The following is a 14,619-nucleotide window of genomic DNA, read 5'->3' on the forward strand; positions in this document are numbered from 1 at the left end:
CGCTATGAGGCAGGGGTTTCAACCCCTGCCGGATTGCGTCGAAGTGCGTAAAAAGCTGACGCTACATTTTACAAATTCGGAGTCTTTCTCGCCGTCTTCTGGAGGGGAATAGCAACTGCCTGCGGTTTCTTCTTCGCTGCAAACATCCCGAAGAAGTCGTGCAGCAAAATATAGAAACAGGGAATAATAAACAGCGTCAGCAGCGTCGCCAGCGACAAACCGGAAAACACCACCACACCCAAAGGTTGCAGAAACTCCGAACCCTCTCCAATTCCCAAAGCTAGGGGAAACAAACCCAAAACTGTAGTAATAGTTGTCATCAAAATCGGACGCAAGCGCTGAGGTGCCGCCCTGAGAATTGCTGTCGTGCGATCGACCTTTTCCTCTTCCAGAATTTGGTTCGCCAACTCAATCATAATGATGCCGTTATTTACCACAATTCCCACGAGCAAAATTGCACCGATCATCACTGTGGCACCGATCGCAGTTTTGGTCACATAAAGCCCGAATACTCCCGCCGCCAACGCCAGCGGCACTGTCAGCAAAATCACCAGCGGATCGACCAAAGAATTGTACTGCACCGCCATCGCTACAAACACTAAAAAAGTCGCCAACCCTCCCAACAGCTTGAGAGAAGTTTGCAATTGATCATTAGTTTCAGCAGCCGAACTCGGCAGAATTCTTACTCCCCGCGGCAACTTCAGTTCTGATAAAACTGCATGGACTTGCTGGACAGCATCGCCGAGACTGGCACCCTTATTCAAGTTGCCGACAACTAAGAAAACTTGCCGCTGATTGAGACGCTGAATTTCTCCCGGTGCTTTGCCGATCTTAATTTGTGCCACGTCGCTTAAACGGATGATGCTATTATTACCACCCGATAACGGAATTTGTCCGAGTTGGGCAATAGATTTTACAGAAGTGCGATCGAACTGCACCCGCACATCTATTAATCGGTTTCCCCGTTGCAACTGAGTGGGAACAGCACCTTCAATTGCTGTCTGAATTGTCTCCCCAATATCTTGGGCTGTCAGCCCGTACACAGCGGCCCTTTCCCAGTCTGGACGAATCTGTACCTCTGACTGCGGCGCGTCTGCATCCGGCCGAAACCGAGCTAATTTTACCTTCTCATCTAATTCTTTTAATATCTGACGGCCGGCTTCCTGCAATGATTCTTCAGTTTCCCCCTGAACCACAACATCAATTTCCCCACCCCGCACGGGAGAATTAGTTAAAACTAAACCCCTAATGGATTCTGGAACTAGCCGCAGACGAGTTCCTTTAGGAAGGTCAAGCTTTTTAAATTCCTCAGTCAGTCTTTCTGTAAAATCGGTGGTATTCGTACCTGGTTTTAGCGTAATTGTGCTGCTTCCCCTGAGCAAATTTTCCACCGTATTGTTGCCGAAAAGCAGCCCCCCTGCCGTCGTTAAAGTGTAGTCTGTTTCTGGCTGTGCAAGCAGAAGTTTATCGGCTGCTGCAATCACTTTTTGATTGGTTTCCAAGTTAGTCCCCGGAGGAAACGAAGCAAATAATCTGGCTTGACTTGTATTAACTCTCGGTAAAATTTCTTGGGGAATTTGACCAGCCATCACCCAAGTGCCACCGCCTAAAATCACAAAAGCAAGTGCAATGATAATTAACCGCAAACTCAGAACTTTTGACAGCATCGAACCGTAAGCCCGCGTACCGTTCTCAAAGCCGCGGTTGAAATGTTTGATCGGCCCGAACTGACTGATACCGCTGGAATAAGACATTCCCATCAGGCGAGAAGTCAGCATCGGCACTACCGTTAAAGCTACTAGCAGAGATGCTGCTACTGCAAAGCTAATTGTCAAAATTAATTCGTTAAATAGCAGAGAAAAGAACCCGCCGATCAGCAAAAATGGCAGCACTGATACTAAGTTAGCCGCTGTTGAGGCAACCATTGCTGATTCTACTTCTTCACTCCGCAATACTGACTCTTCTATTGTGCGTTCTTTTCGATCTTTGATTCTGCCTTTTTTCAGATGAGGGTTGCTGTCTAGACCGACTACAATATTTTCTAAAATAACTACGCTGGTGTCGATCGCCTGACCGATACCTAAAGCTAAACCGCCTAAACTAAACAAGTTCAGCGACAAGCCGAACAGCCTCATTAAAATAATGGCTGCTAGAGTACACAGGGGAATAGTCAGAGAAATAATCAGCGTTTGTCTCAGAGAACCTAAAAAGAACAAAACTGCGACCGCAGCTAGCACTGCCCCAGAAACTCCTGCATTCGCCACATCCGCTAAGGAATTGCGGATAAATCGGGATTCGTCTAAGGTAGTAACTACGGTCATGTCTGCAGAAATTAAGCCGGACTCCTGCATTTCTTTGATGCGATTTTTCACTCCGTCTACAACAGTAATGGTGTTGGCGTCCGGCTGTTTCAAGATGCTAATTTTAACGGCTGGTTTTTGATTTAGAAAAACTTTGACTCGCTGTTCTTCCGTGCCGTCATTGACTTGGGCAAAATCGCGCAGGTAAACTCGTTTGGGCGGGTTGGAACCGGATACTTGAAAGGAAACATTGGCGATTTCAGAGGCTGTTCTAAAGCGACCGATTGTGCGCGTCAGCGGTTCGTTAGATTCTTGCCGCAGTCGGCCACCGGAAGTGTCTAAATTGCGCGATCGCAAAGCATTAAAAACGTCGTTAAGATTAACTCCTAAACTTTGCAGCCGATTCAGGTCAATATTAACTTGAATTTCTTCTTGAACGCCGCCGGAAACGTCAACGGAAGCTACTCCTGGAATAACGTTAATTTCCCGGGCTAATTCGTCATCGGCAAATACCCGCAAATCTACCCCTTGCCGTGAGTCTGAAGTCAGGGCAAATTCATACACTGGCTGTTGAGAAGGGTCAAATTTAAACAGAGTCGGCGATTCAACTGTATCGGGAAGTCGGTTGCGAATTCGGTTGACGGAGGCTGTAGCGTCGTTGAGGGCTTGGTTGATGTCGCCCCCTGGTCTGAAAAATAAATCGACGCTGACTTGTCCTTCACGGGTACGGGAAAAAACTTGCGTGACGCCTTCTGTCGCTGAAAGTCCTTGTTCGAGGGGGCGGGTAATTTCGTCAACTGCAACTTCTGGCGAGACTCCGGGGGCGTCTAAGCGCACGCTGATGCGGGGATAGGTGATGGAGGGCAGCAAGTCAACGGGCAGTTGGGTGATGTAGAAAATGCCCACGACTATAATCGCAAGTGTCAGCATGAGGGTGCCGATGTGGCGGCGAATGGCAGTCGCGCTAATGCTGAATCCGGTTTGGTCGGCGGTCATCTGTCAATTTTCCTCACTACTTGTTGGCGGTTGACTTGCGTGAATCTGACTGTTCGACCAATTCTAGTAGGGTGCGTCCGTCTTGATTTTTTGGGAGGATCAGAGAATATTTAGGGTCGGCACCTTACAACTACTATAATAAATCTTAATAAATTATGAAAAAGATTTTTTTGAATATTCCTTTAGAGGTAGTCGATCGCTCAAAACGCCGATTGTCAGAAATTGCGATCGGCTTTTGAATCTCTGTAAGTTATCGCAATCAGGAACAGGCATCTTGCCTGTTCCTAAAGTCTTCTTTCCTTGTTCTCTCTTTCTGCTTTTACTGTACTTGACTGCCGTGAGCGCGGGGGTCGGAGCTACTTGTTTTCACAGGCCCTGTGGGGGGAGTAAAATTAGAAACTTGACCGCCAGCTTGGACGTGTGGCAGAGGTTTTCCTGCTATTAAAGCTTCTAAGTTAGCTTCCATAATACTGCGTGGCATTTCGCCCATCGTTTCCGCAACGGGGCTGCCTTTATCGTTCAAATAGACAAAGTGCGGAATGCCGTCTACTCGATATTTGGTGATTTCTGGCAGCCATTTGTCATTGTCTACATTCAGCATCACCAAATTCATCGGTTCCGCGTATTTCTGTTTGATTTCGCTCAGATCGTTAGCCATTGCCTGACAGCTACCACACCAATTAGCATAAAATTCCATGAGTGTCGGCTTGCCGTTGATCAAAGCTGTTTCTAATGGCGTTGAAGCTTTTGCCATATCGGTGAGACTGCTTGATGGCGTTTGGGTTTGCAGCCCTAAGAAGATAGATACTGAAAGGGCGATCGCTGTTAACACGATCAATAAGTTTCTGAGGCGCGTGGCGACTTTTGTTTCGGGATTTTTGGCGGCGGGGATGACTGTTGAGTTAGGGGAATTCTGGGTCATAAAATAAATTGCGCTTTGATTTCTATGTTTTTATTTTAAATAATAGATTAAGATTATACCACATTTTGAGATAATCAGACCCATCTCATAAAAATTTGTGTTAAAGGCAGTAATTAGACCAAGTGCGCTAAAACATAAGATAACAAAGATTGTTTGTAAATTACCGAGGACTTGCAGGGTGAAAAAACGGGTAACACTGACGTTTCCCCAACGATCGATCCAAATGCCTGTCACCTATCGACTGGCAAAGGATTTTAATGTTGCAGCCAACATTATCCGTGCTCAGGTGGCTCCGAATCAAGTGGGCAAACTGGTGCTAGAGTTATCAGGGGACATCGACCAACTAGAAGCGGCGATCGACTGGATGCGATCGCAAAATATCGGCGTTTCCCTAGCCAGTCGGGAAATACTCATAGACGAAGATATCTGCGTTCACTGCGGTTTGTGTACGGGAGTTTGCCCGACAGAAGCCTTGACCCTTGACCCAGAAAGCTTTAAACTAAGTTTTGCTCGATCGCGGTGTATCGTTTGCGAGCAGTGCATCCCTACCTGTCCGGTGCAAGCTATTTCTACTAACCTCTAGCCCCTGTACAAAGTCCTCTGGATCATCATCTTTTTTTTGCCTGGTTCTTGTAATTGTGCCATTGGATGAAAAAAAACTCTTGGGTTTCCCTAACTCTACTTTTTGTTACTTATTTCACCTTGGGCTGGAAACTATCTGAGTTTGATGTTCCCCCGCATCTGACTTGGTTTTTAGCCATAGCTTCAATTTTAGTGTTGGCTGTCGCCTTGTCGTTCCCGCTGAAAGAGATAAAAGCCTTAATTATGCGGTGGTTTTCCAGTGACCTCGGTGCTTTTCTTTCTATTATTGTAGGAGCTTTTGTGGCAGTGGTAGTTTTTGCCTGGATGCACCTTTTTGCTACTTGTTTACTCTTGATTTCAGCCGGAGCTTTGGCAAGACTCGATATTCAAATATCTGGTTGGAAAAATTGGCGGGCTTTTGCGGTATTAGCTACCATTTCTTTAACAGGTGTGGGGCTGGGTGGAGCGATCGAGTTTTGGTCAAAAACAGGCAGGCTCGTATTCTCTTAATGAGGAAGGGGAAATTGATCCAACCAAATTTTACAACTCGCAACGGATATTTAGCCGAAAACTATCCGATCGCCCATCAATAAATACAGCTTATTTTTTTTCAATCCCCCACCCCCGGGTTAAGGCCCCGTTCCGCGCCGTAATCATAGCAGTTTGCAAGCCTGGTGAGCTACAGCATCTCAATTGCCGATTCCCCGCTGGTTGTTACCAATACACAATTCCCCACTACCCCTTCCCCATTACCAATTACCAATTACCGACGAACCTGGAGTGGAACAGAAAAGCGCTATGGCAGTATTGAGGTGTAGCCACTGTTGCTCAAAATGTTATTCCCCAGAATCGGCAGGTCGGGCAGCCAAAAACTCGATTGCAATAAAAAAGCAGCTTTAGGGAGCTGCTAGTCAGAATGCATGAGGTATTGTTTTTAGAATAGGACAGGTTGAATTCGATCGGTGCTGGGTTACATTTTTTGATACAGGAAAATTGATGAGTGAATGGACGATCGTAAAATCGTCACATAGGACGATAGCATTTATGCTAAATTTCCCGACAATCAAGTTAGCGTTTAACTGTCCTTGCGCCCTACAGCCCTTCAGCGGTGGGGCCCTTTTATTTTTAGGGAGAACTCAATAGCCGACTTTAACCGATCAGATGAGTCTGCCATTAGTTTTTGCACAAATCTCCGCATCGCCACATCTTCATACTTATAAAACCTACGCATCTCCTCCACTCAAACCCGGTGGATTCCCAAACATTGGAAGGTTAAACGGAGAGACTCAGGCAAAAACCAGTATTTTTACCGAAGTCATACCATTTTAGATTTTAGATTTTAGATTTTAGATTTTGGGAAGGATTGATCAATCTGGTGGTTTCGAGGTTGCGTAGGGTTGCATTCTTTTTGCGAACTAATATCAAAAGTCTTCAAAAACCTGTTATTTTCTCACAAACCCGGTTTATGAATGTATCAATTGAGATCAGGCCGCCTTTCTGATTTGATAACTTTTTGGATTTCCTCGATCGCCCTAGTCGCCACTGCTTCAGGCTTTTCGCCCACACCAGCATAGACTCGGACATCTGCTTGAGTGTAGAAACGCTCTCGCTCTTTCAAAAGGCTTTGCAGCTTAGATTTGATCTCGCCTTCCTGCAGTAGGGGTCGAGCGGTGTCCGAACGAAGTCGATCGTACAGTTGATCTACAGGCACATCCAGCCAAACCACTACACCGTAGTGCAAGTAACCCCAATTCATCGATCGGGCCACAATGCCGCCGCCCGTAGCCACAACCGAATTTTGATAAGCAGACAATTCGCCGAGCACTTTAGTTTCTAGTTCCCGAAAAGCCTCTTCCCCTTCTTGAGCGAAAATCTCAGCAATTGACTGATTAGCAACTCGAACAATTAGTTCATCAGTATCAAAAAAACGGTATTTTAATTTTTTTGCCAAAATCCGTCCTACCGTTGTTTTTCCCGAACCCATCATCCCGACGAGATAAATATTTACTCCCCTCAACCCATCCACTGCCAAATCCTCCAATATTTTTCTATTTTTTTAGGTTAATCGATCCGCCACTGGCGCGATCGTCGTCCTCAAACTCATCACCCTCATCCAATCCCCAATCATCCTCTGCTTCTGCCAGAGGATTTATTGGTGCTTCATCAGCGGGTTTAGGAATCTCCCCTCCCGGAGGAACCAGCACTCGATACTCCGCATCGTATACAGCCTCAGTTTGCCCCACCCCAGACTGGCTCGGATCTCGATAGCCGTAAGAATATATTGAGCCAGCCCAAGACTTGCTTTTCGGTTCCTGCTTAGCTTCGTAAGCCCTCGGATTTGCCGCTGGAACATCATTTACCTGCGGTTGATCGGGAAAATCGCGATCGTCCCCCCAATCGTCCTCACCCCCTTGAGAGCCGGATTTTGAGCCATCAGAAACCCAATCGTCCTCATCGTCTGCTGCTGCATAAGTCCCCGGTTTAGCGTAATCCTTCGCCCCATCCGGGTTCGGAGTTTCTTGGTGGAAAGTCCGGGCATTGTAACCCGCCGACGTGCCGTACTCTGTTCGGTAGGAACCAGCAGCCTGAGTTTGGCTATTTTCCCTATTCATATCCGGGTCAATTCCCTCTTTTCTAGGAGGGGGAGGTGGCGTGTAAGGTGTTCTCCTGTCTTCTGGGAAAGTATCGGGACGGCTGCGACTGGATCTGCCGGTACGGTCTCTCGTTAGAGATAGGTAATTAGAAAAAGCCAGCAAACCAGAAATCAATAAAGATGTGAGAGCTCCCACCACCATGCTGAGCAGAATCCAGATAGATAAGGGTAAAGCAGGCGATCGAACTCCCAAAAACACCAGGGATAATGCCGGCTCAACATTTTGCAGGGCAAAAATAGTTAGCCCTACCACAATCACTAGCAAAAAAACAGCACGCATATCAAATTTTAATTTGTAATTTGTAATTTGTAATTTGTAAATGACTAATAACTAATAACTCATGACTAATGACTCATTACTAATTACTACTCTTCTTCCTTCCAGCGTTTGAGAGGAACGCAATCAATCCCCAACTGGTCTAAAGCGCGAGCCACCACAAAGTCTACCAAATCTTCAATAGTTTGCGGATTGTGATACCAAGCAGGAATCGCTGGTACAATTCTAGCTCCAGCTTCTGCCAAGGTAGTCAAATTCCGCAGGTGAATCAAGCTAAAAGGCGTTTCGCGAGGCACGAGTACCAATTTTCTCCCTTCCTTGAGCTGAACGTCGGCCGCTCTTTCGAGCAAATCCGAACTCAAGCCAGCCGCCAATTTGCCCAGCGTACTCATGCTACAGGGAATAATGATCATCCCTTGGGTACGAAAGGAGCCACTAGCAATATTAGCACCGACATCTTGCCAAGGATGGCACCGAAGTTTACCCATTGTGGGTACTCCTGCTTGTTCCCGCCAGAATTCCTCTTGAAGCGTCGGTTCTGCGGGCATTCGCGTGTTCTGTTCGCTTTGCCAAACCATGTAAGTAGACTTGGAAGCGACCAGTTCAATAGCGCGATCGGCCTCCAACATAAACTTCAGAGTTCGCACCGCATAAATCAGTCCCGATGCACCGGTAACTCCTACAATCAGGGGGTAATTATTCGTCATTAGTTATTTTTTAGTTGACGGTTGACTGTTGTTAGTAATTAGTTGTTATATCAAATCTGTTACCATCGGAATTCTTCCTATCTCTCTTCTCTTCATCTGCGTGAATCAGCCTCCATTCCTTGTCATCGGCAGTTAATAAATTCTCTTTTTTTTACCGCAGATACAGGCAGATTAACACAGATTAATGCTGAAAAATTATATAAATTCCGGTTGCACCGTCCGTGATTGTTAACTGTTGACTAGATTTGACAATTCCGATGCTATCGGATTTGATATTAGTCCTTAATTATTTATTGAGTATTGCTGAATATAGTTAGCAGCTAACTTCTTAATACTTAGTTGCTAGACAATGACAACTAAGTATTGATAAAAGTTAACTGTCAACTGTCAACTGTCAACTGATTATTCATCATCATCAAAAGCTTGACTGCCGCCACCAACTGCAACTAAATCAATTTGCTGGCGGTAGTAATCCACACTCTTGACTTGAACTTCCACCCGATCGCCCAAACGGTACTGATTGCGGTTTTTCCGGCCCACCAGAGTTTGCTGGCGCGATCGATATTCGTACCAGTCATCCTTCAGTGAAGAAACGTGTACCAGTCCTTCAACTCGCAGGATGTCGCTCTCCGGCGGCCGCACCTCAATTTCCACAAAGAAACCATAAGACTGCACCCCTGTAATCAAACCCTGGAAAGTTTGCCCGGTGCGTTCTTTCATCAATCCGGTTTTCTTCAATCCCTGCAAATCGCTTTCGGCATCCTCAGCAACCCTTTCGCGTTCCGTCAGGTGTACCACGGCCGATGCAAACTCTGTCTCAAATTCGTGGTGCAAATCTGGCGGGAGAACATTCCAAGTAATTTGACCGTGACAGGAGGAATGGTGCAAGTCAACTTTTTCCTTAGCCCGTGTTGTGCGGCTGCTGCGGCCTTGCTCGAACACCGCTTGCAACACCCGCAGCACCAGCAAATCGGCGTAGCGGGAAAGCGGCGAAGTGCACCGCGTGTAACCCTCTGACAGCCCCAAACCGAAGTGCGGCTTGGGAGTGGTGCTGTAAACAGCGGGCTTCATGGTGTCTTCTAGCAGGTAGGTGAGAACTCTTTCCGACTTAAGGCCGGCAAACTGCTGGGTAAATCGCTGAAAGTCCAAGGGCAAAACTTCTTCTTCGGTTTCGAGATACAGTTCGCCTCCGAGGTTGTTGGAGAGTTTGATGAACTCTTGAATGTCTGCCGGGTCTGGCATCGGCTGGACGCGGTAAATTGCTGGGACTCCCAAGGCTTGCAGGTGGGCGGCGACAGCTTGGTTGGCGAGTACGACTAACTCGGAGACAGCCGACTGAGCGGGGGGAGCTGTTGCAAAAGCTCCTAATTCGCCTTCGTCGTCGAAGTGAGAGTTAGCATCGGGCAAATTTAGTTCAAAAGCTCCTCGCTTTAGCCTTGCCTGTCTCGCTGCCTGTGAGGCGGCCCCAATTTGATCGAGGAAAGGACGGAGGGCAGATGATAAAGGGTGATCTTCGGCATCGCCTGGTTCGAGAATTGCTTGAGCTTGCTGGTAGGTGAGGTGGTAGTCAATTTGAATGACGCTGGCTTGAATTTCGTATTCTAAGAGTTCTCCAGATTCGTCTAGGGTGAGCAGTATGCTGAAGGTCAGCCGTTCGGTATCTGGCAGCAGAGAGCAACGCTCGTTGAGGATTGCTGGGAGTACGGCGATGATTTTTTCTCCCAGATGGGCGGCGGTGCCTCGCTTGCGGGCTTCGCGGTCGATCGGGGTTTCTGGCTGTACGTACTCGGCGGCGTCGCTGATGTGGATTCCTACTTGCCAGCCGCCAGACTTGCGGGTTTCGATCGACAAAGCGCGTTCCACTGGCGGATCGGAGAGGAATGATGTCGGGTCAAACTCGTTTTCGGCTCCTCCCTCGGAGAGTTTTTCCTCCTGGGTTTGGGGGGCATCGTTGTTGGTTGTTCCCGGTTCGTTTTTGCTGAAGCTAACAGTCAGGATGTTACGCAAATCTAGGCGTTTTTTGATGTCGGTTTTTTTGACTTTGCTGGGCAAATTTTCGGCTGCTTTGATGACGGCGGCGGGGAACGATCGCGGCAAATCGTGTTTGCAGCATACGATGTCGAGGTCGTCAGCGGCTTCGGCGTCGGAACCGAGTACCTGTACTACTTTGCCGACTGGGCGATGTGTGCCGAGGGGGTAGCGTTTGACTTCGACGTGTACTAGGTGGTCGATCGCTTCTTGGAGATTTGTGCCATTTGCGAGCAAGTCTAGTTCAAACAACAGGCGATCGTCCAGGGGGATTGCTCTGTAGCTGACGCGGCCGGTGGGGGTGGCGGTTTGCTTGACTCGCGCCAGTACCGAGGGGTTGGCGCGTTCGAGGATGAGCATGACTTCGCCTTCGGGCGATCGGCGGCGGCTACCTTCTTTGATGATTTTGACTAAAACTCGATCGCCGTTCCAAGCTGTCGAGAGGTGACTTTCCCGCACGTAAACGTCTTCTGAGCCTTCGGCGTCTTGAATTGCAAAGCAAAATCCTTTGCTCGAACAGCGCAGTTTTGCTTCTACTACGTCGTCTTCAGCTACTCGGCGATACCGGCCTTTGTCTTTGACTAATATGCCAATTTTCTCTAGAGCTTCTAATGCGATTTGAAGTTTGAGTTGACTGGTGGCGTCGTTGCAGTCGAGTTTTTTCTCCAATGCTTTAGGAGCCACTAATTTGTCTTCTGTAAAATTTGCCAGCAGTGCAGCGATAGAAAATTCCATGTAGCGATCGATCCTCTTGTTTCCAGCAATTAGTCTAAATTTTGGCGAAATCAGCCGCACCCCCTCGGGCCCTCGCAGTGCCTGCTTCCCAACAAATGCGCGGGTTAATAGGTGGAGACGCGAGCACAGCCACCTTGTTCGATCGCGAGGTTTTTTTGAGATTCTCTCCCGACACCGGCTTCGTGCTTTGTCTGCTGTCTGTCTTGAACTGACTGCTGACGGTGCAGAAAAATGTCCCGCACGCTATTCCCCAATACAATTTTTTAGCGTTGGTTTGTTTGCTTTTAGGTCAGCAGCGCTGAGCACTTCGCGAATTAGAAAGCCCCTGTCGGTTCTTAAAAGATGGCTCGATACTGAAAGCGACGGCTTGAGTCGAGGATGAGCCGATGGAGGGATGGAGAGGAAGAAAATGTGCATTTCTGCCTTCTGCCTTGTTCCTTCTGCCTTGTTCCTTCTGCCTTTTGAAGTGCCTCTTGCTTTAGCAAAGAACTTACCGGATCAAGGCAAAATTGCTAGTAGCTCGCTGCTGCGATGCCCCTGTTTTTTGCACACTATCTGTCCTTGCGGACGCAGGTGCAACGAGCGGGCCGGGAGCAATCTGTGCTGTAGAAAGTGCAAGGTACACAAAACCGGAGACTTTTACTACTTTTGCTTAGTTGCTGTGTCATCTCCTAGAGATAGAAATGACGCCCGATGCTTGTTAGCTTAAACCGCTGGATGTGGGATGGGGTTTAGTGGCGTGTAAGGTTGCGCGGATGACTCACCTTTAATTTATTGTATGTTGAATAGGTGCTTTCAGAAAATTGTTTTCTCTGGGCTGTACTACACTTAAGTCATAAGCCCCTCCTGGTTTCGGGGTCAAAAAATTATGTTTGCTGAATTTCGCGCCCTTTATCCCGCTGGACAGTTAATTTGTGAGTTGCTGACTGTTCATCACGGTAAGTTTGTTGTTCGCTGTCTGGTTCAGGTTGACGGCAAAACTCTGGCTACGGCTATGTCGGCTGCTGAGTCTGTTGAGGATGCTGAAGACCGCGCCCGGTTGCGAGCGATCGCTGTCCTCGGATTTGCTGCACCCGATCGTGCTATCGCGAGTGTTTCTCCGGCTCCGGTTGCTCCGGTTGCTCCGGTTGCTGCTGTTTCCGCTGTTTCCACCGTTCCCGCTGTTCCCGCTGTTCCCGCTGTTCCCGTTCCCCCTCCTCCTGCTGTTCCCGTTCCGCTTGGGCCTGCTCTTGCTCCTCTTCCGGTTCTAGAAATGCCTGTTGCTGAAAAATTGCCTGAAACACATCAAAGCAATTTTGTCAATAGTGAAGCGAAATTAAATGAAGAGCCGATCGCACCTGTACCGGAACCGCTGCCGCCAAAGGTCGATCGCGTGGAGGCTACTGGATTTTTACCGAAGCAGTTAGACTCAGACGCTTGGCTTTCATCTAGCTACGGCGAACCACTTCAGGAACTGGAGGTGCCGACTGCTAGCCCAAGTGAAGTGCTACAGGGTGCCGCCGAAGCCAGGGAATTGCAACCGATCGCAGTAGGAATTCCGAGCGATGCGATCGAGGATAATTCTGATACGATCGCCCAAATAGACGCCATCCTCAAACGGCTGCAATGGAAGAAAAAACAGGAAAGCGACTGTCTTGAACAAAATTTCGGCAAGTCGTCCCAGAGAGAGCTTTCTAGCGAACAGTTGGTAGATTTTCTAGAATATTTGGAAATCTACAGCAGAACTACTGAGGAAATCAAACGATTGGGCTGGACTCCCAACCAAGGAAAAGATTATCTCAAACAAGGTTATGGCAAAGAAGCGCGCCATTTCTTAAATCAAGTAGAATTGTTCGACTTCCTGCAATATCTCGAATCTTTGCCTTAGTAATTTTGTAGGGTTTCTAGGTGTGAGGTTTTTTTAGAAAAAGCTACATATAGCAGTTTTCAATTGTATGAAATACAGTAAGGACTTAACTATGACGCCGTATCATGCGCCCCAGCATCTGTAATTCACTCCACTGAAAACTGCTATATGACAGTTAAAAATTAAAAATCAAAAATGAGGAAATATTCTTCATTTTTGATTTTTAACTTTTTATTTAGACGACAGCGGCGATCGGGCGGCTGGCGGAAGGACGGCGATCGATCACTTGATCGACTAATCCGTAGTCCTTTGCTTCTTCAGCGGACATGAAGAAATCCCGTTCGGTATCTTCTTCAATGCGAGAAAGCGGCTGACCGGTATGGTTGGCAAGATGTTCGTTCAGGCGGCGTTTGTGGTACAAAATCTCTTTAGCCTGAATTTCAATATCCGTTGCTTGTCCTTGAGCTCCGCCTAGAGGTTGGTGGATCATAATCCGGGAGTGAGGCAAACTCATCCGCTTGCCTTTAGCGCCGGCACTCAACAGAAAAGCGCCCATGCTGGCGGCCAAACCGAGACAAATAGTGCAAATGTCGGGGCGGATGTGGTTCATCGTGTCAAAAATGCCCATACCTGCTGTTACCGAACCCCCTGGGGAGTTGATATAGAGGTAAATATCTTTCTCCGGGTCTTCGGCGTCTAAAAATAGCAATTGGGCAACGATCAGGTTAGCTAAGTCAGAGTCAACCTGTTGGCCCAAGAAGACGATGCGATCGCGCAGCAGTCGCGAGTAGATGTCAAAGGCGCGTTCGCCGCGACCGGATTGTTCTATAACGGTTGGGATCATTGACAGGGCCTGCCTATTACGTATCTTTTTTTAATTTTAGCGATTAGGGCTCAGTTATAGCTAGCGATCGGTGGCGGGCGATCGGCTTGTACGCGCTAAATCCTTAAGCTGCGATGGGTTGAGGCATTTGGGCCGTCGTAATTTCTCGATCGGAAGCTCGATCTGCTTTTTCTGCTTTAGACTAATTGCAATCTAAGTGAAATAACGAGATAACGAGTCGGATATAAATAAACAATGCTGTGTCAAGAAACATGAGGCAATTGGTAGGCAGTAGCCCTTATGCCAGTCTTGACAGTCGGCTTAAATGTTGTCGGGCAGAGTTTGGTAGGCTGTTGAACTCCTTCTTAAGGCAATACTCCAGACAGTTTTTAGATAGGGATGCGATGCCTGTGGCAAGCTTCGCTAAGGCAGTACAGCACAGAAGCGAAAAAAGTTAGTGGAATCGGATCTAAAAACAAACAGAAAAAAAGCACTCTTTTAGGTTAAGCTAAAAAAACACACAACCTATTCAGATTGCCTGATGAATATTAGTGAATCAATCTTAGAACAAATACTAGAAATTAGTTAACCAAAAAAAGTTTTTAGTGGTTTTATTTTCAAGTATTTTGCTCGTTTAGAGCCAGGTTAAGTTTACCACTCTCACTCGTTATAATTATTGAATTTAAAAAACTGATAACCGTCACGTTCGCAAAGGCTTTAGCTTTAACTTTCCACAATTTAATCAATAAT

11 protein-coding genes are annotated in these 14,619 nt (G+C 47.3%); 4 read left to right on the forward strand and 7 right to left on the reverse strand.

Annotated features, from left to right (window positions below; translation table 11 throughout):
• Positions 1–68 precede the first annotated feature (68 nt).
• Both D0A34_10740 and D0A34_10745 read right to left on the reverse strand, forming a co-directional pair.
• Positions 69–3,296 (reverse strand): AcrB/AcrD/AcrF family protein, encoded by a 3,228-nt coding sequence (locus D0A34_10740; protein ID UNU19283.1) that lies wholly within the window; start codon positions 3,294–3,296, stop codon positions 69–71.
• Between the two features lie 319 nt (positions 3,297–3,615).
• Positions 3,616–4,218 (reverse strand): thiol:disulfide interchange protein, encoded by a 603-nt coding sequence (locus D0A34_10745; protein ID UNU19284.1) that lies wholly within the window; start codon positions 4,216–4,218, stop codon positions 3,616–3,618.
• 178 nt (positions 4,219–4,396) lie between these two features.
• Between D0A34_10745 and D0A34_10750 the strand changes: the two genes are divergently transcribed.
• The 3 genes from D0A34_10750 (at position 4,397) to D0A34_10760 (ending at position 5,700) form a co-directional block, all read left to right on the forward strand.
• Positions 4,397–4,801 (forward strand): 4Fe-4S dicluster domain-containing protein, encoded by a 405-nt coding sequence (locus D0A34_10750; protein UNU19285.1) that lies wholly within the window; start codon positions 4,397–4,399, stop codon positions 4,799–4,801.
• 65 nt (positions 4,802–4,866) lie between these two features.
• A complete protein-coding gene (locus tag D0A34_10755; protein ID UNU19286.1) occupies positions 4,867–5,310 on the forward strand; it encodes a hypothetical protein in 444 nt (147 codons plus the stop codon).
• A 183-nt stretch (positions 5,311–5,493) separates the two neighbouring features.
• Positions 5,494–5,700, forward strand: coding sequence for a hypothetical protein (locus D0A34_10760; GenBank protein ID UNU19287.1), 207 nt, complete (start codon positions 5,494–5,496; stop codon positions 5,698–5,700).
• Positions 5,701–6,274: 574 nt separating this feature from the next.
• Here the strand turns inward: D0A34_10760 and D0A34_10765 are convergent.
• From D0A34_10765 to D0A34_10780, 4 genes are all read right to left on the reverse strand, one after another.
• Positions 6,275–6,826 (reverse strand): shikimate kinase, encoded by a 552-nt coding sequence (locus tag D0A34_10765; GenBank protein ID UNU22242.1) that lies wholly within the window; start codon positions 6,824–6,826, stop codon positions 6,275–6,277.
• Between the two features lie 22 nt (positions 6,827–6,848).
• Positions 6,849–7,733: a LapA family protein gene (locus D0A34_10770; GenBank protein UNU19288.1), complete on the reverse strand. Its 885-nt coding sequence runs from the start codon at positions 7,731–7,733 to the stop codon at positions 6,849–6,851.
• 86 nt (positions 7,734–7,819) lie between these two features.
• Positions 7,820–8,437, reverse strand: coding sequence for a UbiX family flavin prenyltransferase (locus D0A34_10775; protein UNU19289.1), 618 nt, complete (start codon positions 8,435–8,437; stop codon positions 7,820–7,822).
• Positions 8,438–8,839: 402 nt separating this feature from the next.
• Positions 8,840–11,200 carry an RNB domain-containing ribonuclease gene (locus D0A34_10780; GenBank protein UNU19290.1) on the reverse strand — a complete coding sequence of 787 codons (2,361 nt, stop codon included), beginning with the start codon at positions 11,198–11,200 and terminating at the stop codon, positions 8,840–8,842.
• A gap of 868 nt (positions 11,201–12,068) precedes the next feature.
• Between D0A34_10780 and D0A34_10785 the strand changes: the two genes are divergently transcribed.
• A complete protein-coding gene (locus D0A34_10785) occupies positions 12,069–13,067 on the forward strand; it encodes a hypothetical protein (protein ID UNU19291.1) in 999 nt (332 codons plus the stop codon).
• Positions 13,068–13,281: 214 nt separating this feature from the next.
• On the opposite strand, the gene clpP is transcribed toward D0A34_10785, so the two are convergent.
• A complete protein-coding gene (clpP, locus tag D0A34_10790) occupies positions 13,282–13,890 on the reverse strand; it encodes an ATP-dependent Clp endopeptidase proteolytic subunit ClpP (GenBank protein UNU19292.1) in 609 nt (202 codons plus the stop codon).
• Positions 13,891–14,619 lie beyond the last annotated feature (729 nt).

The sequence above is a fragment of the Microcoleus vaginatus PCC 9802 genome (assembly GCA_022701275.1).
Taxonomy (GTDB): Bacteria; Cyanobacteriota; Cyanobacteriia; order Cyanobacteriales; family Microcoleaceae; genus Microcoleus; species Microcoleus vaginatus_A.

Bases quoted from the DNA above. Each gene is read 5' to 3' on its own strand.
- D0A34_10740 (UNU19283.1), bottom strand. From the start codon at position 3,296: ATGACCGCCGACCAAACCGGATTCAGCATTAGCGCGACTGCCATTCGC.
- D0A34_10745 (UNU19284.1), bottom strand. From the start codon at position 4,218: ATGACCCAGAATTCCCCTAACTCAACAGTCATCCCCGCCGCCAAAAAT.
- D0A34_10755 (UNU19286.1), top strand. From the start codon at position 4,867: ATGAAAAAAAACTCTTGGGTTTCCCTAACTCTACTTTTTGTTACTTAT.
- D0A34_10770 (UNU19288.1), bottom strand. From the start codon at position 7,733: ATGCGTGCTGTTTTTTTGCTAGTGATTGTGGTAGGGCTAACTATTTTT.
- D0A34_10775 (UNU19289.1), bottom strand. From the start codon at position 8,437: ATGACGAATAATTACCCCCTGATTGTAGGAGTTACCGGTGCATCGGGA.
- D0A34_10780 (UNU19290.1), bottom strand. From the start codon at position 11,200: ATGGAATTTTCTATCGCTGCACTGCTGGCAAATTTTACAGAAGACAAA.
- D0A34_10785 (UNU19291.1), top strand. From the start codon at position 12,069: ATGTTTGCTGAATTTCGCGCCCTTTATCCCGCTGGACAGTTAATTTGT.
- clpP (UNU19292.1), bottom strand. From the start codon at position 13,890: ATGATCCCAACCGTTATAGAACAATCCGGTCGCGGCGAACGCGCCTTT.